Origin of the sequence: Streptomyces sp. NPDC058000 (assembly GCF_042886435.1) — a bacterium.
Taxonomy (GTDB): Bacteria; Actinomycetota; Actinomycetes; order Streptomycetales; family Streptomycetaceae; genus Streptomyces.
The window spans coordinates 49,775-69,754 of the sequence record NZ_JBHVQS010000021.1 but is presented as its reverse complement, the minus strand read 5'-3'; the positions used below and the strand labels follow the sequence as shown (position 1 = coordinate 69,754).

General features: G+C 69.6%; 18 protein-coding genes and 2 pseudogenes. 15 read left to right on the top strand and 5 right to left on the bottom strand.

Translation table 11 applies throughout. The features are described 5' to 3' along the window. Nucleotides 1–174: 174 nt before the first annotated feature. From ACFVT2_RS21440 to ACFVT2_RS21400, 9 genes are all read left to right on the top strand, one after another. On the top strand, nt 175–1,818 hold the full coding sequence (locus ACFVT2_RS21440) for an NRAMP family divalent metal transporter (protein WP_390020098.1): 1,644 nt from the start codon (nt 175–177) through the stop codon (nt 1,816–1,818). Nucleotides 1,819–1,983: 165 nt separating this feature from the next. Beyond that, the gene (locus tag ACFVT2_RS21435; protein ID WP_390020095.1) at nt 1,984–2,247 is read left to right on the top strand and encodes a hypothetical protein; all 264 of its coding nucleotides are present in this window, start codon (nt 1,984–1,986) and stop codon (nt 2,245–2,247) included. 219 nt (nt 2,248–2,466) lie between these two features. Continuing rightward, nucleotides 2,467–2,931, top strand: coding sequence for a winged helix-turn-helix domain-containing protein (locus ACFVT2_RS21430; RefSeq protein WP_390020092.1), 465 nt, complete (start codon nt 2,467–2,469; stop codon nt 2,929–2,931). A 47-nt stretch (nt 2,932–2,978) separates the two neighbouring features. Next, nucleotides 2,979–3,356 carry a hypothetical protein gene (locus ACFVT2_RS21425; protein ID WP_390020089.1) on the top strand — a complete coding sequence of 126 codons (378 nt, stop codon included), beginning with the start codon at nt 2,979–2,981 and terminating at the stop codon, nt 3,354–3,356. Beyond that, the gene (locus ACFVT2_RS21420) at nt 3,334–3,714 is read left to right on the top strand and encodes an ArsR/SmtB family transcription factor (RefSeq protein ID WP_390020086.1); all 381 of its coding nucleotides are present in this window, start codon (nt 3,334–3,336) and stop codon (nt 3,712–3,714) included. Before ACFVT2_RS21425 ends, ACFVT2_RS21420 begins: the two co-directional genes overlap by 23 nt. A 161-nt stretch (nt 3,715–3,875) precedes the next feature. Continuing rightward, a complete protein-coding gene (locus ACFVT2_RS21415) occupies nt 3,876–5,612 on the top strand; it encodes an ABC transporter permease (protein WP_390020084.1) in 1,737 nt (578 codons plus the stop codon). A gap of 71 nt (nt 5,613–5,683) precedes the next feature. Further along, nucleotides 5,684–7,045, top strand: coding sequence for a nitrate/sulfonate/bicarbonate ABC transporter ATP-binding protein (locus ACFVT2_RS21410; RefSeq protein WP_390020082.1), 1,362 nt, complete (start codon nt 5,684–5,686; stop codon nt 7,043–7,045). A gap of 130 nt (nt 7,046–7,175) precedes the next feature. Continuing rightward, a complete protein-coding gene (locus ACFVT2_RS21405) occupies nt 7,176–8,477 on the top strand; it encodes a magnesium transporter MgtE N-terminal domain-containing protein (protein WP_390020080.1) in 1,302 nt (433 codons plus the stop codon). Beyond that, nucleotides 8,474–10,387, top strand: a complete 1,914-nt coding sequence (locus tag ACFVT2_RS21400) for an NRAMP family divalent metal transporter (RefSeq protein ID WP_390020078.1) — start codon at nt 8,474–8,476, stop codon at nt 10,385–10,387. Before ACFVT2_RS21405 ends, ACFVT2_RS21400 begins: the two co-directional genes overlap by 4 nt. Nucleotides 10,388–10,407: 20 nt before the next feature. Here ACFVT2_RS21400 and ACFVT2_RS21395 read toward each other — a convergent pair whose 3' ends face one another. After that, nucleotides 10,408–10,869: a hypothetical protein gene (locus ACFVT2_RS21395; RefSeq protein ID WP_390020076.1), complete on the bottom strand. Its 462-nt coding sequence runs from the start codon at nt 10,867–10,869 to the stop codon at nt 10,408–10,410. Between the two features lie 851 nt (nt 10,870–11,720). Continuing rightward, nucleotides 11,721–12,908, bottom strand: a complete 1,188-nt coding sequence (locus ACFVT2_RS21390) for a PP2C family protein-serine/threonine phosphatase (RefSeq protein WP_390020074.1) — start codon at nt 12,906–12,908, stop codon at nt 11,721–11,723. 343 nt (nt 12,909–13,251) lie between these two features. Between ACFVT2_RS21390 and ACFVT2_RS21385 the strand changes: the two are divergent. Together ACFVT2_RS21385 and ACFVT2_RS21380 are read left to right on the top strand one after the other, a co-directional pair. Then, nucleotides 13,252–13,734, top strand: a pseudogene (locus ACFVT2_RS21385) (arsenic resistance protein); the annotation flags it as partial. A 53-nt stretch (nt 13,735–13,787) separates the two neighbouring features. Then, on the top strand, nt 13,788–13,928 hold the full coding sequence (locus ACFVT2_RS21380; RefSeq protein ID WP_390020071.1) for a hypothetical protein: 141 nt from the start codon (nt 13,788–13,790) through the stop codon (nt 13,926–13,928). 25 nt (nt 13,929–13,953) lie between these two features. Here the strand turns inward: ACFVT2_RS21380 and ACFVT2_RS21375 are convergent, their stop codons facing one another. Next, a complete protein-coding gene (locus tag ACFVT2_RS21375; RefSeq protein WP_390020069.1) occupies nt 13,954–15,072 on the bottom strand; it encodes a cation diffusion facilitator family transporter in 1,119 nt (372 codons plus the stop codon). An 80-nt stretch (nt 15,073–15,152) separates the two neighbouring features. Between ACFVT2_RS21375 and ACFVT2_RS21370 the strand changes: the two genes are divergently transcribed. Together ACFVT2_RS21370 and ACFVT2_RS21365 are read left to right on the top strand one after the other, a co-directional pair. Then, nucleotides 15,153–15,518: an ArsR/SmtB family transcription factor gene (locus ACFVT2_RS21370; RefSeq protein ID WP_390020066.1), complete on the top strand. Its 366-nt coding sequence runs from the start codon at nt 15,153–15,155 to the stop codon at nt 15,516–15,518. A 95-nt stretch (nt 15,519–15,613) separates the two neighbouring features. Beyond that, the gene (locus ACFVT2_RS21365; protein ID WP_390020063.1) at nt 15,614–15,940 is read left to right on the top strand and encodes a hypothetical protein; all 327 of its coding nucleotides are present in this window, start codon (nt 15,614–15,616) and stop codon (nt 15,938–15,940) included. A 610-nt stretch (nt 15,941–16,550) separates the two neighbouring features. Here ACFVT2_RS21365 and ACFVT2_RS21360 read toward each other — a convergent pair. Beyond that, entirely contained in the window at nt 16,551–17,276 is a 726-nt protein-coding gene (locus ACFVT2_RS21360; protein ID WP_390020060.1) for a TetR/AcrR family transcriptional regulator, read from the bottom strand. A gap of 92 nt (nt 17,277–17,368) precedes the next feature. On the opposite strand from ACFVT2_RS21360, the gene ACFVT2_RS21355 reads away from it, so the two are divergent. After that, nucleotides 17,369–18,070 (top strand): NAD(P)-dependent oxidoreductase, encoded by a 702-nt coding sequence (locus ACFVT2_RS21355; RefSeq protein ID WP_390020058.1) that lies wholly within the window; start codon nt 17,369–17,371, stop codon nt 18,068–18,070. A 224-nt stretch (nt 18,071–18,294) separates the two neighbouring features. Here ACFVT2_RS21355 and ACFVT2_RS21350 read toward each other — a convergent pair. Then, a pseudogene (locus ACFVT2_RS21350) lies at nt 18,295–18,744 on the bottom strand (transposase); the annotation flags it as partial. Between the two features lie 265 nt (nt 18,745–19,009). Here ACFVT2_RS21350 and ACFVT2_RS21345 point away from each other — a divergent pair. Then, nucleotides 19,010–19,912 (top strand): transposase, encoded by a 903-nt coding sequence (locus tag ACFVT2_RS21345; RefSeq protein ID WP_390020210.1) that lies wholly within the window; start codon nt 19,010–19,012, stop codon nt 19,910–19,912. Nucleotides 19,913–19,980: the final 68 nt, after the last annotated feature.

The window sequence follows — 19,980 nt, the reverse complement described above, 5'->3', positions numbered from 1 at the left end:
TCTTTCTCGACCTCCGGTACGCGGTAACCACCTCTCCCGCGCGCACTCGCATCCTCGTCCCAGGCACCCGTACGGCCTTCGCCGTCCCGGGCGGCCGGGCTGCGCGCTCGCAGGGGGGATGACTGCCGCGCGCCCTCAACGCCTCTCCCCATCGGGGGGATTGGGAGGCCCGCCATGACCAGCCTGATCAACGACAAGACCATTCCGGCGCCGCGCAGCGCAGTCCTCGACGACGCGCACGTGGGCGACATCCGCGGTGCGCTCGGCACCATCCGACACGACGACACCGGCGAGCGCCGGGGCCTGTCCGCCAAGCTCAAGACGCTGCTGGCGATAGTCGGCCCTGGCCTGATCGTGATGGTCGGCGACAACGACGCCGGAGCCTTCGCCACGTACGGCCAGGCCGGGCAGAACTACGGCACGCAGCTGCTGTGGACCCTGCTCCTGCTGATTCCCGTTCTGTACGTGAACCAGGAGATGGTGCTGCGCCTCGGCGCCGTGACCGGGGTGGGGCACGCGCGGCTGATCCTGGAGCGGTTCGGGAAGTTCTGGGGAGCCTTCTCCGTCATCGACCTGTTTCTGCTCAACGCGCTAACGCTGGTGACGGAGTTCATCGGCATCACGATGGCCGCCGACTATCTGGGGCTGCCGAAGGCCGCCTCGGTGATCCTGGCCGCCGCGATCATCATCGCCTCCGCGTTCACCGGCTCCTTCCGCCGCTTCGAGCGGATCGCCGTCGCGCTGTGCGCCGCCTCGCTGCTCCTGGTCCCGCTCTACTTCATGCTCCACCCCAAGACGTCGCAGATGGCGCACGACTTCGTGGTCCCGGTCATCCCCGGCGGCAGTGGCGAGCTGGCGACCGTGATGCTGCTGATCATCGGCATCGTGGGCACCACGGTGGCACCCTGGCAGCTGTTCTTCCAGCAGTCGTACGTCATCGACAAGCGCATCACCCCGCGCTTCATGAAGTACGAGAAGGTCGACCTGTGGATCGGCATCGCGGTCGTGATCGTCGGCGCGGCCGCCCTGATGGGCCTGGTCGCCGCCGCGTTCGCCGGGACGAAGGGGTTCGGGAACTTCACCGACACCTCGGGCCTGATCACCGGCATCTCGGCCAAGGCCGGCAAGGTCGCCGGTGTCCTCTTCGCGATCGCCCTGCTGGACGCCTCGATCATCGGCGCGTTCGCGGTGTCGCTGTCCACCGCGTACGCGATCGGCGACGTGTTCGGGATCAAGCACTCGCTGCACCGGGGCGTCAAGGGCGCCAAGGGCTTCTACGCCGTCTACGCCGGCCTGGTCGCCGCCGCTGCCACGATCGTGCTGATCCCCGGCTCCCCGCTCGGTCTGCTGACTCAGGGCGTGCAGACGCTCGCCGGGGTCCTGCTGCCCTCCGCCTCCGTCTTCCTGCTGCTGCTCTGCAACGACAAGCAGGTGCTCGGGCCGTGGGTGAACGGGCCCAAGACCAACGCCTTCACCGCGGCGGTGGTCGGAGTCCTGGTGTCGCTGTCGATCATCCTGACCGCCTCGGTGCTCTTCCCGGACATCAGCGCGGGCGCCATCCTCGACATCATGGCCGGCTGCGGTGTCGCCGGGGTGCTGGCCGCCGGCTACGCCTTCACCCGTCGGCGGACCGCCACCAAGGAAGACCCGATCGACCGCACCGGCCGCGACAACTGGCGGATGCCCCCGCTGGAGACCCTGACCCGGCCGGCCATGTCCACCGGCCGCAAGATCGGCATGGGCGCCCTGCGCACCTACCTGCTCATCGCGATGATCCTGGTCGTCATCAAGATCGTCCAGGTCGCCCTCGGCAACTGACCCACGGGCGGCGGGCACCACGCTCCGCCGCCCCACAGGCGGGCCACCGCCGCCGAGATTCCGGCTGCAGGCCACCCGCCACATCACCGGGCGGCCCATGGCATCCCCGCCCGACGTCCATTCCTTCCCGCCCGGGAACGCGCCCCGCACGGAGGTGTATTACCCATGTCCGTCCTGACCACCTTCCACGTCCCCTTCATCGGCCACCACCCGGCCCGCAAGCTCGGCGCCGTGCGGCCGGTACTCGCCCGTGTACTGCACCGGCTCGCCGACAGCCCCCTGGACAGCACGGCCATCCGCGTCGCCCCCGGCCCGGCAGCCGCCCGAGTCCCCACGCCCGCCGAACGTGGTCCGGCCCGGCCGCACGCCCACTGGCACACCGTCAACGGCCCCGACGGCCGGTCCCGCCTCGAAGCCACCTGGCACTAACGGCCCCGCGCACACCGAACCCGGGAGGGGGCACCGGCCTGCCCCGACCTGGGAACGCCACGGCGCACCTGGCCTGATCCGGCCTGCCCCTCTCCCTGGAGCCCGCTGCCCGCCGTTCCGCACCGGCGCCGGCGGGCGGCTCGCCCCTGCGTCCGATGGTCCAAGCACGGCTGTCGTCAACGTATCGACCCCGAACGTATCGACCAGACAGGAGCCGACATGGCCCTGAGCCACCGCACCGCCAACCGCGTCCACGACGACGGAAAGCCCGCGCCCGCACCACAGGGGCGTAGCAGGATCAGGCCCGTCCCGCAGTCACCGAACCTCCCCGCGGCCGCGGAGTCGCCCCAGGCTCCGGTGTACCGGGTGGAGGGCCTCACCGTCGACTGCGGCAGTCGCCGGGCCTCGATACTGGGGCGTCAACTCGACCTCACCTGCATGGAGTTCGAGCTGATCGCGCATCTCACCGCTCACCCCGACCGGGTCTACACCCGATGCCAGTTGATGGAACTGGTGTGGCAGCAGACGCCCGCAGGCGACCTGCGTACCGTCGACGTCCACATCGCCCGGCTGCGCCGCAAGCTCGGCCCGCACTGCCGGGGACTCATCCGTACCGTGCGTCAGGTCGGCTACGCGTTGAGCCCGCGGCTGACGCCGTGGCCCCGCTTGCAGAACACCACCTGACCACCCCTCCCACCACTTCCCGACCAGAAGTGACCCACGAGGTACCCATGCGATTCCTGCCCCGTCCACATGCGAAGAAGAGCGGACCGCCCACCACCCCGGCCCCGGCTCTCGCCACGATCCACATCCACTGCGACCACCCGGCCGCGACCAAGGTACGCGCGCTGTGCGTGCTGGCCCTCACCCAACCCGGCGCCCACCTCCAGGCCCTGCACGCCAGCCGGCACGGCGCCACCGTGTACCTGCGAGCGACGGTCGCCCTGGACGGCCCGGACACCGGCCCCCTGGACCACCTCGTCGACCAGCTCTCCCGCGTGCCGTACGTACGCGATCTGCACTGGCACCAGTGCCGCACCCCGGCACCCGGTACCCACGCACACCAGCGGGGAAGGGGCGCGGCCGATGCATGCTGTCCAGGAGCCTGACGTGGTGCTCGTCCCCGTCCGCACGGCGACCGCGCCTTTCGCGGATGCCGAAGTCGGCGCCATGGTCGCCATGTTGAAGACGCTGGCCGGACCTATCCGGATCCGGCTGCTACAGGCCCTGGCGCTGCAGGAACTCTCGGTGGGGGAACTGACGGAGCGCGTCGGCGCGCACTACGCCGCCGTCTCCCAGAGCCTGGCCCGGCTGCGGGCGGCCGGCCTGGTCACGGTGCGCCGCGACGGCAACCGCATGCTCTTCCGCACCACCAACCCACACCTGCCGTCCCTGCTCGCCACCGTCCTGCACCTGGCGGCGCACGCTACGCCGCCAGAGCCGGGCAGCCTTGGTGATCACTGCTGAGGGGATGAGACAGCGCGTGGCGCGCCGGCCGTGAGGCCAGGGCGCGTTCCGCTGTCCGGTGGGTGTTCGCCCGTTCTCCGCCGGGGTGATTCCTGAAGTTTCCCGGGGGTGGTTCGCTGTGTCCCGCACGGCGCGCGTGCGGGGCGACGGAGGTGGTGCCGATGGCGGGTGAAGGCGGATTCCCCTCGCGGGCGGTGTGGCGGCGGCCCGGTCTGCGGTGGGTGGATGTGCTGGTGGCGGCCGCGCTGGTGGCGCTGCTGTACGGGCTGCTGAGGCTCGCGCCTGGCCTGAACGCACCGTTCCTGCCGAGCCAGGCACCGTCCTCGGTCTCGACGGACCCGTCGCATCTGCCGTACTACGCGGTGCGCTCGCTGCTGCGGATGTTCGCCGCGCTCGTCGCCTCCGTCGTGTTCACGTTCGTCTATGCCACGGCGGCGGCGCGGCTGCGGCGGGCGGAGAGGGTGCTGCTGCCGGTGCTGGACATCCTGCAGTCGGTGCCGGTGCTCGGGTTCCTCTCCGTCACCGTGACGGCGTTCATCAACCTCTTCCCCGGTTCAGAGCTCGGCCTGGAGTGCGCGTCGATTTTCGCGATCTTCACGGCGATGGCGTGGAACATGACGTTCGCGTTCTACTACTCGCTCATGTCGCAGCCGCGCGATCTGGACGAGGGCTCGCGGGTGATGCGGTTGACGAAGTGGCAGCGGTTCTGGCAGCTCGATGTGCCCTCGGGGATGATCCCGTTGGTGTGGAACGGGATGATGAGCTTCGGCGGGGCCTGGTTCTTCCTCGCCGCCTCGGAGTCCATCAGCGTCCTGAACCACACCTACGCGCTGCCGGGCATGGGCTCGTACGCCGCCGCGGCGATCGGCAAGGGCGATCTCGGCGAGGTCGGCATCGCGGTCGCGGTGATGGTGCTGATGGTCATCGGCGTGAACGTGGTGTTCTGGCGGCCGATGGTCGCCTGGTCGGAGCGGTTCCGGGTGGAGGAGTCCGAGGCCGCCGAGCGGCCCCGCAGTCTGGTGCTGGATGTGCTGCGGCGCTCCAGCGTGCCGGAGCTGATCGGGCGTCCGCTGCGGCCCGCGGGCCGGGCGCTGGAGCGGTGGACGCGGCCGTTCGGGCTGGCCGAGCACCCCCTGGCACGCCCGGCGGTGCGCGAACGGACCGGGGACGTGTTCTTCGCGGGTGCGGTGGCCGTCATCGTGCTCTTCGGAGCCTGGAAGGCATTGGGCTATGTGCAGTCCACAGTGGGCCTGGCGGAGTTCGGGCATGCCTTCGCGGTTGGCGCGGCCACCTTCGGCCGGGTGGTGCTGCTGCTGATCGTCGCCACGGCCGTGTGGGTACCGATCGGTGTGTGGATCGGTATGAATCCGAAGGTCACCCGATTCGCGCAGCCGGTGGTCCAGGTGCTGGCGAGCTTCCCCGCGAACTTCCTGTTCCCGTTCGCCACGGCCCTGTTCGTGGCCTGGGGCATCTCGATGGACATCGGCTCGGTGCTGCTGATGGCCCTGGGCGCGCAGTGGTACATCCTGTTCAACGTGATCGCCGGGGCCTCGGCGATCCCCTCCGACCTGCGTGAGGCGATGACCGGCTTCCAGGTCGGCGGGACGCTGCGCTGGCGGTCGTTCATCCTGCCCGCGATCTTCCCGTACTACGTGACCGGCGGCATCACCGCGGCGGGCGGGGCCTGGAACGCCTCGATCGTCGCCGAGGTCGTCGCCTACGGGCAGCACCATCTGACCGCCACCGGCCTGGGCGCCTACATCGCCCAGGCCACCAGCACCGGCGACTTCCCCAAGATCCTGGTCGGCATCGTGGTGATGGCCGTGTACGTGGTCGGACTCAACCGGCTGCTGTGGCGCCGCCTTTACCGACTGGCCGAAACCCGGTACGCGATGTGACACCGGCCCGTCCGCGTGGCCTGACCGACCGTGTGACCTGACAGAAGCCCTTCTCCCGCGAGGCAGCCGCCATGACCACCACCCCGCAGCGCAGCACAACCCCGGCCGACGAGGGTCGGCCGGTCATCATCGAGGCCGACTCGGTCACCAAGACGTTCTCCACTCCCGACGGGCGCGCACTGCCGGTGCTGGAGGGCGTGAGCTTCCAGCTGGCCGAAGGCGAGATCGTGGCCCTGCTGGGCAAGTCCGGGTCCGGGAAATCCACCTTGCTGCGCTGCGCCGCGGGGCTGATCAGTCCCTCGTCCGGCAGCGTGGCCTACCGGGGCACGCCGCTCAACGCCGCGAGTCCCGGGGTCGCGATGGTCTTCCAGTCCTTCGCGCTGCTGCCCTGGCTGACGGTGCAGCAGAACGTGGAGCTGAGCCTGCGGGCCCGCGGAGTCGGCAAGGAAGAACGGCGGGAGCGGGCGCTCAAGGCGATCGACCTGATCGGTCTGGACGGCTTCGAGGGCGCGTACCCCAAGGAACTGTCCGGTGGGATGCGCCAGCGGGTCGGGTTCGCCCGCGCACTGGTCGTCGAGCCCGACGCGCTGCTGATGGACGAACCGTTCTCCGCCCTGGACGTACTGACCTCGGAGAACCTGCGCAGCGAACTGGTGGGCCTGTGGGAGGGCCACGAGGCCCCGGTGAAGTCGATCCTGATCGTCACCCACAACATCGAAGAAGCCGTTCTGCTGGCCGACCGCATCCTCGTGCTGTCCTCCAACCCGGGCCGCATCCTCGCCGAACTCACCGTCGACCTGCCCCGCCCCCGCGACCGCCGCACCCCCGCCTTCGAAACCCTCGTCGACAACGTCTACGGACTGCTCACGGGCCGTGAGCAACGGCCCCCCGAGCCGGCCGTGGCAGGTGAGAAGGCGGCGCGACCGGCAGCCACCCCGACCACGGTCCCGCTGCCCCAGGCATCGGTGGGCGGACTGGCCGGTCTCCTGGAGATCCTGCTCGCCCGGGGCGGCGAGGACGGCCTGGCCGAGATCTCCGACGAACTCAACTTCGAGATCGACGACCTGCTGCCGCTCGTGGACGCCGCCGTGATGTTGGGCCTGGCCACCGTCAGCGACGCCCGCCTCGCCCTCACCGACGAAGGCCGCGCCTTCACCGCCGCCGACATCCTCACCAGCAAACAGCGCTTCGCCCGCCTGGCCGCCACCCGCGCCCCACTCGTACGCGCCATCGCCCAGGCGCTGGCCGCCACCGACGACGGCACCCTGCGCGAAAGCTTCTTCCTCGACCTGCTGCAACGCGGCTTCTCCGCCGAAGAGGCCCGCCGCCAACTGGACATCGCCATCGACTGGGGCCGCTACGGCGAACTGTTCGACTACGACGCGGACGACCGCCAATTCGTACGCGAACCAGGCGAGCCCGCGAAACCCTGACTGATACGGGTCCGGGCTGGAGCCGGCGGCCGCCTGTGGGACGGCGCGGTGCTGGGCCGCTGGAGGGCTTGCCCTGGCGCGCCGCAGCGCCAGGCGTTCCGATCATGCACGTTGTGCCTAGTTTGGGAGGGTGGAGCGTGTCGTGCATCTGGCCGGTCTTCTTCGGCGGCCGCTGGTAGGCGGTGACGGCGAGGTGGTCGGCCGTCTGTCCGATCTCATCGTCCGGCTGCGCGGCCGGGACTATCCCCTGGTCACCGGCCTGGTGGCGCGTGTGGCAGGGCGCGAGGTCTTCCTGCCCTCCGAGCAGGTGGCGGACCTGGAGGGGCAGCAGATCAGTCTGGTCAGCCCTCGGGTCGACCTGCGGCACTTCGAACGGCGCGAGGGCGAGGTGCTGCTGCGCGCCGACGTGCTCGGTCACCGGGTGATCGACGTGGCCGACGTCGAACTGGTCCGGGCGTACGACATCGAACTGGAGCAACGGCCCGACGGGTGGGTGCTCACCTGCCTGGACACACGCCGGCCACCGCGTTTGCGGGGCGTCCTGGGCGGACGCGGCGGGCAGCCCGACTGGCGGGACTGGAAGTCCTTCGAGCCGCTGATCGGGCACGCACGGTCCGCCCGGGTACGAGGGCCGTTCGCGCGCCTGGGGCGGCTCAAGCCCGCAGACCTCGCCGATCTGCTGGAGGAGGCCAACCGCACCGAGTCGCACGAGATCCTCCAGACCGTGCACGCCGACCCCGAGCTGGAAGCCGACGTGTTCGAGGAGTTGGAGCCGGACTCGCAGCTCCGGCTGCTGCGCGAGCGGACCGACGCCGAGATCGCCCAGGTCATCGCCCGGATGCGTGCCGACGACGCCGCGGATGCGATCAACGAGCTGCCGCAGGGGCGCAGACAACCGGTCCTGGACGCCCTCCCGGCCGGACAGCGCACCAAGGTGCTGACCCTGATGGGCTTCAACCCTTCCAGCGCGGGCGGGCTGATGGCTCTCGACGTCCTCACCGCGGCGGGGAGCAGCACCGTCGCCTCTGCACTGCGGGCGACCGGCGAGGCCAGGACCCTCCAACCCGAGGCGCTGACCAGCGTCTACGTGGTCGGGGAGGAGAGGCGACTGCGCGGTGTCGTCACCCTCGTGGAACTGCTCCAGACCGACCCGAAAACCCGACTGGAAGATGTCACGGACCGTGATCCGGTACGGGCCGGCCCCGACACCGATGTCGAAGACGTCGCCTTGCTCATGACCGACTACAACCTGCTCACGGTGCCGGTCGTCGACGACGAAGACCGCATCCTGGGCGTCATCACCGTCGATGACGTGCTCGACGCCGTCATCCCCGAGGACTGGCGCCGACGCGAGCCCGCCCCACGCCCGCCCCACCACGCGCAAGAGCCCGCCCCCGGCCCACCGCCGCACGACACACCGCCCCACTCATGAGCGACCACAACCGGCCCCCTGGCGGCCCGGAACATCCGGAACGCCCCAAGCGGCCCGACCGCCCGAAGCCTCCGCCCCCTCCAGAGCCGCCGGGCCGTGCGGAACAGCCCGGCCGTCCGGAGCCGCCGACCCGCCCCGGACCGCAGCGGCCCGGCCCTCCCGGCGGCATCGAGCGTCCCCGCCTACCGGAGAAGCCACCCTCGCCGAAGCCGAAGCCGAAGCCTCCGCCGACACCGCCGGAGCACGGCGCCGAGCACCCGGCGAAGAAGCCCGTCGCTCGCCCAGCGGCACCGCCCCACCCGCCCAGGCCCAGCACCGCACACGACGAGGCCCACCTCGGCGAGATCCAGGGCGCCTTCGGCCGCGTCCCGCGCGAACACGCCGAAGAACGCCCGGGTTTCAAGGCCCGGCTCCTGACCCTCTTGGCGATCGTCGGCCCCGGCATCATCGTGATGGTCGGCGACAACGACGCCGGCGGCATCGCCACCTACGCCCAGGCCGGCCAGAACTACGGCTACTCGCTGCTGTGGGTCCTGCTCCTCCTCGTCCCGGTCCTGATCGTCAATCAGGAGATGGTGGTGCGGCTGGGCGCGGTCACCGGCGTCGGCCACGCCCGGTTGATCATCGAGCGGTTCGGCCGCTTCTGGGGCTGGTTCAGCGTCGGCGACCTGTTCCTGCTGAACTTCCTGACCCTCGTGACGGAGTTCATCGGCATCTCGCTGGCCGCCGGCTATCTCGGTGTCTCGGACTACGTCGTCGTGCCGATCGCCGCCGTCGTACTGATCGCCGTGGCCGCCAGCGGCTCCTTCCGCCGCTGGGAGCGCGCCATGTTCGCCTTCATCGCGGCCAGCCTGCTGCTGATCCCGCTGACCTTGATGTCGCATCCCCGATGGGCCCATGCCGCCCACGACTTCGTCGTACCGAGCATCCAGGGCGGCATCAGCAGCGAGGCGGTCCTGCTGATCATCGCGATCGTGGGCACCACCGTCGCCCCCTGGCAGCTGTTCTTCCAGCAGTCCAACGTGATCGACAAGCGCATCACGCCCCGCTTCATCGGCTACGAACGCGCCGACACCGTCATCGGCTCCCTCGTCGTCGTCCTCGGCGCGGCGGCCCTGATCGTGACCGCCGACTTCGCCGCCCGGGGAACCAGCGCACACGGCAACTTCACCGACGCCGCCGGAGTCGCCGAAGCCCTGGCCCGCCATGACGACATCCTCGGCACGCTGTTCGCCATCGTGCTGCTGGACGCCAGCATCATCGGCGCCGCAGCCGTGACCCTCGCCACCAGCTACGCCTTCGGCGACGTCTTCAACCTCCGCCACTCCCTGCACCGCGGCTTCCGCGAAGCCAAACCCTTCTACGCCTCCTACAGCCTGCTGGTCCTGGTGGCCGCCGCCATCGTCCTCATCCCCGGCGCACCACTGGGCCTGATCACCGAGGCCGTCCAAGCCCTGGCCGGGCTACTACTGCCCTCCGCCAGCGTCTTCCTGCTCCTCCTGTGCAACGACCCCGAAGTCCTCGGCCCCTGGGTCAACCGCCGCTGGCTGAACGTCCTCGCCACCGTCATCATCGCCGTCCTGCTCATGCTCTCCGGCACCCTGATGGCCACCACGCTCTTCCCCTCCATCAACGTCGCCCAGCTCACCATCTGGCTCGCGATCACCCTGGTCACAGCCCTGATCGCCACCGCCATCGCGCTACGGGTCACCCGGCGCCGCACGCCCGCACCCCCGGCTCCCGCGATGTCACACGCCGAGAAACTCGCCTGGCGCATGCCGCCGCTGGCGCTCCTCAAGCCCGTGCAGTGGTCCGCCGGCACCCGACTCGGCATGACCGCCCTGCGCGGATACCTGATCCTCAGCGCCCTGCTCCTGCTCCTCAAGGCGATCCAGCTCGGCAGCGCCTGACCCACTCTCCCGCAGCGGCGTCAGCCGCCGGCACCTCCGCACTCGCGAGCGGCCTCGACAAGCAGCCGCACGGCCTCCTCCGGCAGATCGAGATGCTGGACGATCCACCGCACGTCACGGCCATGAGTGGCCAGCACCCAGGCGGCATAGAACCGATTCGGATCAGGAGCATCAGGGCCCACCAGCCACGGCCGGACGCCGCCGGCCGGGAAACCTTCAAGCGCCTCGGCACTGAACCACGCCTCGCCGCTCCGCCCCGGCCCTCGCGTAGGCCGGCGCCGCCGATCGCGCCGGCGCAGCACGTGCCACACCTCGCCGAACACCACCAGCACGGCAGCGGCGGAGCCGAGCAGTACGCCGCTGATCACAGGGCGCTGCCCGGGAGTGGCGAGAACGAGCACCAACAGCTCGGCACCAGCCACGACCAGAACCGCCACCATGGCCATGACCTCGGCATTCCAACGGCGGGGCACAATCCTCATGGCCGATCTGTCCTCATGGCGTCTCACCTTCCCCTCCCATCGTGGCTCTCAGGCGCCTCCCGTGTCGTGACAGCGGCCCGGCGGGCGATCCCGACAGCGGGGTCTCAGCGATGCACACGCCATCGCACGCTCCACGCGAGCGGCCACTCAAATAGCAACTCTGGAGTGTGGGTGCACGACCGATGTGCATGTTCCCCAGCCTCGGTTCGACCGCCGGGCCTTGCTGCTGCTCCTGGACAACCGCAAGCGCCTGCTGCTGTGTGGGGCGTGTTGTCACGGGTGGACGGTTCCGTAGGTCCTTCTCGATGCGGGAGCCAATTTCCTGGAGCAGGCCAAAGGCTTTCTCCACGGGTCCCGGAAACGACCTCTCGATGGCTTACCTGAACTACGACCAGGGCCTGAACTATGTCCGAGTCTCGTGACAGACGTGCGCCGGTCGTCTTCACGCCGAGCCCAGCCGGCCAGCACAACGTCGGCCCCCGACGGCGGCCCGATCTGCACCTGCCTCCGGAGCGCCTGATGCGCTGCCGTCGGCTTGCACGTACGCGAGGCGGCTGTCGCCCGTGCCGAGGAATCGCGGGGCAACGTCACGCGGCCGTCGCCCCCTGGAGACAAACAATAAAGTCCCGGCAGTAGCAATGATTTCAGCTATTTCACCCGAGTCGTACTGCCCGTTGGATGTCGCCTATCCCGATGCTCGGGCATCGACAGGGCGACTATCCGGTCGGCCAACCGGCCCTGGCGCCAGCGAGGTCCGCGGGCCGACCGGTGTTCGTTGATCGAAGGAGAAGTCCATGCGGAACCTGCGAAGGCCGGCCACGACAGTGGCCGCGCTGGTGATGGCGGCGTGATCAGCGGGGCGGTGGTCGGTTTCCCGAGTGGTGACGGAACCCGTCGGAGTGGACAACCCTGCCGTGCTGGCGACCCCGGTGGGGAGGTGCGGCCGTCCGGCGAATCGCGATCAGAGCCGCATCGTCGGCGAGGCGCCCTCCGACGTGGGCGAGGAGATCGCGCCGGATGTGGTGCAACAGCGCGGCGGGGCTGTGGTCCGTCCACTGGGCGGCCCGTTCGGTGAACGGATAGAACCTTCCGGCTTGATCACGGGCCTCGACGACGCCATCGGTGTAAAGCAGAAGGGTGTCACCGGGCTCGAAGGAGAACACATCCGAGGTGAAGTCGGTCGGCTCGCTCCGGCCCACCCCCAGCGGGGGTGCGGGGTGCACCGGAACGGTGACCGCCTCGCCCGGCCGAAGCAGCAGCGGAGGCGGGTGGCCACAGCTGGTCATCCGGGTGATGGAGTCCTCGTCGGGGACCTCCAGCAGCAGCGTGGTGGCAAAGCGTTCTCCGGCCTCCTCGGCCGGCTCGAAGTCGGCCAGGTAGCGGCCCACGCTCGTCTCCAGGCCGGCGGCCAGCGCCGGAAGAGTGGTGTGCTGATGGGCGGCCTCACGGAAGGCGCCGAGCAACAGAGCGGCCTCACCGATGGCGGACAAGCCCTTGCCTCGCACGTCCCCGATCATCACCCGGGTCCCGTGCTCGGTGCGGGTGGCCGCGTAGAGGTCACCGCCGATCTGGGCCTCGTCCTCGGCGGCCAGGTACAGACAGGCGACCTGCAGCGGGCCGATCCGGTCCGGCAGCGGCCACAGCAGGACGTGCTGTGCTGCCTCGGCGACCGAACGCACCTGGGCCAGCTCCCGCCGGTGCCGCTCGCGTATCACGCAGAAGATCGCGATGAGGGTCGACAGGACCGCCAGGGCGATGATCTGCACGATTATGTTCCGGGAGAGCAGTGCGCCGCGGTGCCAGCCGATGTATACCTGGGCTCCCACCGCGAGGACCCCGGCCGCCGCGGTGAGCCGGGGACCGGTGAAGTATGCGGTGATCGCGGGAGCGATGACCAGCAGCGGACCGAGATGGACGTCGGCCGGCACCAGCAGGTCGACAACCGTGATCACTGCGATGATCCCGACCGGGATCACCAGCAGCGCATGGCGCAAGGTCCATGGCTGCCGCAGGCCGGCGAAGCGCTGTCGGACGGCCATGTCTCCACCCTGCACCATTCCGGCGTAGCTGACGAGCGCGGATCAAGGCCGCAGGCCGGCACCGCACCGATCGTGCTCAGCACCGATGCGGGCGAAGCCCTGGACGCCGGGCCCGTGACTCCTTCCGGCAGATCACTGACACCTGCGTGGCAGACGACAGCATCTGGCTGGGGTTCAGGGTTGGTTCCCTGTCACCGCGGCATACCCACGGCACCACGGCGATACCAACCTGACCAAGCCCTACGAGCCCTGTTACGCGCAGAAACCCCGCCGGAACACCTTGAGTTCTAGTGGTCGTCGCACGCGCTCTCACCCAGGTCTCACCGACTGGATGGACTCCCCCGTCGCCAGGTTCCTCACCCACCGCCCGGGCGAGAAAGCCAGGGGCCGTACCTGGTACGAGACGAAGCCGATCCCCCGCATCGGCCCGTTCGCCCTGTACGGACTGCTGTTCATGATCGTGGTGCTGTTCGCCCTCCAGGGCGAGGCCATCACTTCCAAGCCCTGGGACGTCGCCCGGATCGCGCTGCCGCTGCTGGTGTACTTCGCCGTAACGTGGGCCGGGTCCATGGCCGCTGGCCGCGCGGTGGGGCTCAACTACCCGAAGACCACCACGCTGGCGTTCACCGCCGCGGGCAACAACTTCGAGCTGGCCATCTCGGTCGCCACCGCCACCTTCGGTGCCACCTCCGGCCAGGCCCTCGCGGGAGTCGTCGGCCCGCTCATCGAGGTCCCCGTCCTCATCGGCCTGGTCTACGTCGCCCTGGCCGCCCGCCGCTTCTTCCCTCAGCCTGCTGGTGGGTGGGGACATCCGTGCGCGGGGTGAGGGTGAAATGGTGGGGGAGCCGCGCGGCGCAGAGCGTACGGGCCGCCCACGACATGCTGCCCAACCCAGCCAACAGCATCGAGACGATCGCCAGGCTCCTTGGCGTCTCCATCGGTACCCTCTGCAACCACATCCCCGGGCTGAAGGAGCTGCGCGGTTCCCGCGTCCCCGCCCTGCTCGAAGCCGCCCCGTAAGGCGACCTCATCCGGGCGGACAACGTCAGGCGTGGGCGTGGTGGTGGGCCAGGGGCGCGTGCGGGTCCACGTCGCCGTGGCCGGTGGCCGGGTCGGCGTGGACCAAGGCAGCGGTCAGCCGGGGAACGGCATGCAAGAGGGCGTGCTCGGCGTCGACGGCGACCCGGTGCGCGTCGCGCACACTCAGGTCGTCGGCCACCACAATGGCGACCTCGGCGCGCAACTGGTGCCCGATCCACCGCATCCGCAGTTCTCCGACCCCGACCACGCCTTCGACATGGCGCAGTGTGTGCTCGGCGGTGTCGACGAGGGCGGGGTCGACGGCGTCCATCAGGCGGCGGAAGACTTCCCGCACGGCACCCTTGAGGACGGCCAGGATCGCGATGGTGATGAGCAGGCCGACAATCGGGTCGGCCAGCGGCCAGCCGAGCGCGGCACCGCCGGCGCCCAGCAGGACGGCGAGGGAGGTGAAGCCGTCGGTGCGGGCGTGCAGGCCGTCGGCGACCAGGGCCGCCGAGCCGATCCGCTTGCCGGTGGTGATGCGGTAGCGGGCCACCCACTCGTTGCCGATGAAGCCGATCAGCGCGGCGGCGGCGACCGCGGGCAGGTAGCTGATCTCCTGCGGGTTCAGCAGACGGTCGATCGCGGTCCAGGCGGCCAGTGCGGAGGAGGCGGCGATCGTGAGCACGATGAAGATGCCGGCCAGGTCTTCGGCGCGGCCGAAGCCGTAGGTGAACCGGCGGGTCGCCGCCCGGCGCCCCAGGATGAAGGCGACTCCGAGAGGGAGCGCTGTCAGTGCGTCGGCGGCGTTATGGATGGTGTCGCCCAGCAGGGCGACCGAGCCGGACAGCACCACCACGGCGGCCTGCAAGGCGGCGGTGAGCCCCAAGACGCCGAGGGATATCCACAGCGTCCGCATGCCCTCGGCGGAGGTTTCCATCGCCGAGTCGACCTTGTCCGCGGCCTCATGGCTGTGCGGCTTGACCAGGTGCATGACCTGGTGCGTGACTTGCGACCACCGGCCCGAGCCATGACCGTGCTCGTGACCGTCGTGTTCGTGGTCGTGCCGGTGGCCATGCTCTGCATGCCCGTGGTCACCGTGGTCGTGGCGGTGCGGCTCGTGGGGGGTGCTCTGGTCGCTCACGACAGCTCACGCCTTCCGGATCAGGGGTCGACAGGGCAGGCCGGCTGGACACCGGCCGCCCACCCCTCCATTATGTGCGTATGAGTGCACGCATGCACCTATCAGGTGCGCAAGGACCGCAACAGCGAGCTGAAGGCGGGCAGGCAGAACGGTATGCCGTGGCCGCGGAGTTCCTGGGACTGCTGGCCGACCGCACCCGTCTGGCACTCCTGGAACATCTCGCCGAGGGCGAGGCGGATGTGACGACCCTCACCGAAGCGTGCGGAGTCGCCCGGCCCTCGGTCAGCCAGCACCTGGCCCGCCTCCGCCTGGCTGGCCTGGTCGCGACCCGCAAAGAAGGCCGCCGGGTGATCTACGCCCTGCGGCACGGACACATCAAGCGCCTGGTCGACGAGGCCCTCCGGTCCGCCGACCACCAACTCGGCGACCTCCCGCCCCACGACTGACCCTCCTCGTGGCAGAACGGCTGCCCCCGCGCCTGCTTCCCGTCACCCGCCACCGCGGTCGGGGTCTGTACAGCGGGACGCGCGATCCTGGAGACATGGATATCGAGATCCTGGTCGTGCCGGAGTGCCCCAACGAGACGCCCACCGCCGAGCAGCTGCGGCGCGCGCTCGACGACACCGGACTGAACGATGCCGCGTTCACCACCCGGACCGTCGCCGACCAGGCCGAAGCCGAACGAATCGGCTTCGCCGGCTCCCCGACCATCCTCATCAACGGCCACGACCCCTTCGCCGAACCCGGACGCCCCGCCGGCCTGACCTGCCGGGTTTACGCAACCCCGAACGGCCTCTCCGGTGTACCCGGGCTCGACCGGCTCCGAGAAGCCCTCACCGACGCGGCGAACGCGGAGTCGGGCCACTGACACTTCTCATGTCGGAACGACTGACACTGCCGTGTCGGACAACATCGGCTTCTCCGGGGTGGAGCGGGGCGCCCATGAGAGGCGGCACGGCGCTGCCGGCGATCGCGCTGATCCGCCGGTGGCAGGTCCGGCCCTTGCGGCGGCCACGTCCATCCGGAACTGGTCCGAGTGCAGGATCAGGTCCGGATAGGTGTAGCGACGCGGTTCAACAGCGGACGGTGGCCTGCTTTTCGGCAGTCGGCTTCCTCGGGATGGAGGCGGACGCGTACCTTCGCCGCCATCACGACGTGGAAGCCGATGCCCGCGCGCCTGCTGGCCAGACGGGCATCGAAGCGGACGAGGCCCTTACGGAGCTCCTTGCGCATCCGGCGGTGCACTCTCTTGTCCGCGACCACCGTCACGGCTCCAAGGGCTGGTGGTTACCGGTACGGGCGGTCAGCTGAGTGGCATAGCGCAGGGACTTGCGCAGGTCGATGACGGCTTCGCCTTAGCTAAGGTGATCTGAGCCGACTGAGCCCTTCGACAGCCGGCAGACAGACGCCGGCCCCGGGGCATCGTCCGTCTGTGCAACCGCGCACTCACCGGAGGCGGCCCCCTTCGTCAGGGCGCGTCAGTTGCCCGGTGCGATACCCAATGACCGCAGGAGCGCGGAGAGTTCCTCTTGGAAGAGCTTGTCCGGGCTGGTGGTCTGGGTGTGCAGGTGCCCGTAGATCTCCAGTGACACCAGGCCGTGCAGGCGGCCCCAGATGCGCAGGGCGAGCGCCACTGCGGCTGGGGGCAGGTCGGGGAAGGTCGGGCGGACCTTGTCGACGAGGCCGGGGGCGAAGTCGGGCCAGTCGAAGTCGCTGTCTGCGTAGAGGTGTTCGGCGTGCGGCCAGGCGGCGTTCGCGAGTCCGGCGAGGCCGGTGCAGACCCGGCGTGCGGCATCCGGGGCGGCGCCGCCTTCGGGCGCGCGGTAGCCGGGGACGGGGTCGCCGTAGATCAGTCGGAAGCCCTCTGGGTGAGCAAGGGCCCAGTTGCGGAAGGCGTGCGCCCACGCCTGGATCCGCTCGGTTGGATTGTTGGCCGGGGCGGTGTCCCAGGAGGCGTCCACGGCGTCGGCCAGCGCGGTGTACACGTCGTTGATGAGCGTGGTGACCAGGTCATCGCGGGTGGCGAAGTAGCCGTAGATGGCGTTGGCGGTCATGCCCATCTCGCGAGCGATGGCCCGCAGGGTGATGGCGTCGGGCCCGCCCGACGCCATCAACTCCAGCGCCACGCGCTTGATTTCGGCTGTCGTCTCGGCCCGCAGCCGCTCCCGGCGTCCTGTCGTGTTGCTCCTAGCCGCGCTCTCCACGGTGGCCACTGTACAGCGCCCCGGAATTGATTGCCGTATCTAAACTTCACGCCGTATAGTTTCTGTACGTTGTCACGACGAAGGGGAGAGTCATGCACATCGGAATCATCGGAGCCACCGGCACCATCGGCAGCCGCGTAGTCGCCGAAGCTCTCGGGCGAGGGCACCACGTCACGGCGTTCACCCGCGACATCACGCAGATCCACGAGGACCGGGACCACATCACCTGGAAGAGCCTCGACGTCGTCAATGCCGCCGACATCGCCACCGCCCTTCCCGGACTGGACGTGTTGATCAGCGGATTCCAGCCCGGTAACGCGGCCAACGACTTCGCTGACACCGTGGAGCGATCGGTCGCCGACCCCACGGTCTTCGCCACCGCCGCCCGGGCGCTGCTGAAGGCGCTGGAGAGTCACCCTCGTACCCGCCTGATCGTGATCGGCGGCGCAGGCAGTCTGGAGGTCGAGCCCGGCCTGGTTCACGCCGACTCCGACGAGCATCTGCACGCCAGCCTCGACCAACTCGGGCTGCCTCGAACGTACGCCGCGGCAGTACGCGGTCATCGGGACGCCCTGAACGTCCTGCGCACGTCCAACCGCTCGTGGACCTACTTCAGCCCGGCGGAGGAGATCACCCCCGGGGAGCGCACGGGGCGGTTCCGGATCGGCGGCGACCAGCCGGTCCTGGACGCCCACGGACGCAGTCGCATCTCAGTGGAGGACGCTGCCGTCGCACTCGTCGACGAGGCGGAACTGCCCCGCTTCGTGCAGCGGCGTTTCACGATCGGCTACTGAACACAAGCCATGGAAGTCAACGGTGGGTCAGCCCTACAGCACACGCCTATCGCGGTAGGGCTGGCCCATCCCAACGCGACCAACCCCAGGATGCCCGGAAGCGCGACACCGCTCTGCCCGCCGTCCGATTACCCGGCGATTGGTACGCCACCGAGGTATCCGGGTAAGGAGGCGTACCAGTTCCGGGTGGAGGAATAGTCAAATCCCGTGAATCATGAGGCAGTTCATGCTGCGTGAGATTCCGGGCGTTCGACGAGTTCGCCGTGTTCGAAGCGGGCTCCGGCGCGGACGAGGGCGACGAGGTGGGGTGCGTTCACGGCTCGCCAGCGGGCTTGGGCGGGCTCGACGAGCTTGAAGACCATCGCCAGGGCGGCGGCCCGGGATCCGGCACCTTTGGTGGCCTTGGTCCACAGGCGGACGGTCGCGAAGGTCGATTCAATGGGGTTCGTGGTCCGCAGGTGGATCCAGCGCTCGGCGGGGAAGTCGTAGAACGCCAGCAGCTCGTGCTCGCCATAGACGATCTTCTTGACGCCCTTGGGGAACTTCGCGCCGTACGGCTTGGTGAACGCCTTGACCGCGGCGGCCGCGTGCTCCTTGTCCTCGGAGTTGTAGATGTCCTGGATCGCCTTCTTCGCCGCGGGCTGGGCTGACTTCGGGAGACTGTCGAGGCAGTTGGGTATGTTGCGAATTCGCCTGCTGCCGGAGTGGTTTGGGAGAATCGACGGGTGGCCATGGGATTCCGCGTCGTTGACCGCGATCAGCAGTTTCTGCTCCCTCCCGACGTGCGGGAGTGGCTGCCGCAGGAGCATCTTGCCTGGTTCGTTGTGGATGCTGTGGCCGCGCTCTCGGATGGTTGCGGGGAGAGGTTGCGCTCGTCGTACAGGTTGGGCGGTTCTGGACGGCAGGCGTACGACCCGGAGATGTTGCTGGCCTTGCTGAATCTACGCCTATGCAAACGGAGTGCGCTCGTCGCGAAAGATGGAGCGGTTGTGCGCCACCGATGTCGCCTTCAAGGTGATCTGTGGGCTGCACGGGCCGGATCACACCACCATCGCCCGGATCCGCGCCGATCGGCTTGGACTGGTGGAAGAGCTGTTCGGTGAAGTACTGCAGCTGTGCGCACGGGCCGGGCTCGGACGGCTGGGCGAAGTGGCGCTGGACGGCACGAAGATCGCGGCGAACGCTTCACTGCAGGCCACCCACGGGCGCGAGTGGTTCGCCAAGCAGGCACGGGAGTTGCTGGAGGAGGCCGAACGGGCCGATGCCGAGGAAGACGCGCAGTTCGGGTCGGCCAGGGGCGATGAACTGCCCGCCGGGCTGGGACGGCGGGTCGAACGGCTGGCCCGGCTGCGACGTGGGATCGCGGAGATCGAGGCGGAGGAAGCCACTCGCGCCGAGGCTACGCGGCAGGTCGGCGAACGCACCGAGGAACTTTTGCGTGGCGGCCGGTTGGCGGGGCGGGCGGCGCTTCGGGAACGCCGGAACATGGACCGCCGGATCTGGCTTGAGGTGCGGCTGGAGGCGATCGGAGCACAGATCGACGATCGCGAAGCCGGACAAGTTCGTCACGCAATGCGCGTCGGGCATGACCAACTCCTGCTCCGCGCTGGCACTGTGGGTTTCGGTGATGCTGATGGACGCCGGCTACCTCAGCTCGGAGAACCTCACTCTGCCCGGGCCGAACCGGCTTATCGCCACAGGCAAACTCCGCTCACTCCAGCAACGCGCCGCCGCCGAGCCAGCCCAAGGTCCGCCCCCGCCCGACGCCGACCCAATCCGCGCCATGGACCACCGGCTGCGTACCGCAGCAGGGCAGCCCAGGACGCCGACGATTCGCGGTAGCCGTCCGCCATCGCGATCAGCTCCTTGGTGCCAGCCGCGCGCACACTCATGACGACCAGTTCAGTGCC

Excerpts from the sequence above, each read along its gene's own strand:
- ACFVT2_RS21440 (WP_390020098.1), top strand. The coding sequence starts at position 175 with ATGACCAGCCTGATCAACGACAAGACCATTCCGGCGCCGCGCAGCGCA.
- ACFVT2_RS21425 (WP_390020089.1), top strand. The coding sequence starts at position 2,979 with ATGCGATTCCTGCCCCGTCCACATGCGAAGAAGAGCGGACCGCCCACC.
- ACFVT2_RS21380 (WP_390020071.1), top strand. The coding sequence starts at position 13,788 with ATGCTGCCCAACCCAGCCAACAGCATCGAGACGATCGCCAGGCTCCTT.
- ACFVT2_RS21365 (WP_390020063.1), top strand. The coding sequence starts at position 15,614 with ATGGATATCGAGATCCTGGTCGTGCCGGAGTGCCCCAACGAGACGCCC.
- ACFVT2_RS21415 (WP_390020084.1), top strand. The coding sequence starts at position 3,876 with ATGGCGGGTGAAGGCGGATTCCCCTCGCGGGCGGTGTGGCGGCGGCCC.
- ACFVT2_RS21400 (WP_390020078.1), top strand. The coding sequence starts at position 8,474 with ATGAGCGACCACAACCGGCCCCCTGGCGGCCCGGAACATCCGGAACGC.
- ACFVT2_RS21430 (WP_390020092.1), top strand. The coding sequence starts at position 2,467 with ATGGCCCTGAGCCACCGCACCGCCAACCGCGTCCACGACGACGGAAAG.
- ACFVT2_RS21395 (WP_390020076.1), bottom strand. The coding sequence starts at position 10,869 with ATGAGGATTGTGCCCCGCCGTTGGAATGCCGAGGTCATGGCCATGGTG.
- ACFVT2_RS21420 (WP_390020086.1), top strand. The coding sequence starts at position 3,334 with ATGCATGCTGTCCAGGAGCCTGACGTGGTGCTCGTCCCCGTCCGCACG.
- ACFVT2_RS21390 (WP_390020074.1), bottom strand. The coding sequence starts at position 12,908 with ATGGCCGTCCGACAGCGCTTCGCCGGCCTGCGGCAGCCATGGACCTTG.
- ACFVT2_RS21370 (WP_390020066.1), top strand. The coding sequence starts at position 15,153 with ATGAGTGCACGCATGCACCTATCAGGTGCGCAAGGACCGCAACAGCGA.
- ACFVT2_RS21435 (WP_390020095.1), top strand. The coding sequence starts at position 1,984 with ATGTCCGTCCTGACCACCTTCCACGTCCCCTTCATCGGCCACCACCCG.
- ACFVT2_RS21355 (WP_390020058.1), top strand. The coding sequence starts at position 17,369 with ATGCACATCGGAATCATCGGAGCCACCGGCACCATCGGCAGCCGCGTA.
- ACFVT2_RS21410 (WP_390020082.1), top strand. The coding sequence starts at position 5,684 with ATGACCACCACCCCGCAGCGCAGCACAACCCCGGCCGACGAGGGTCGG.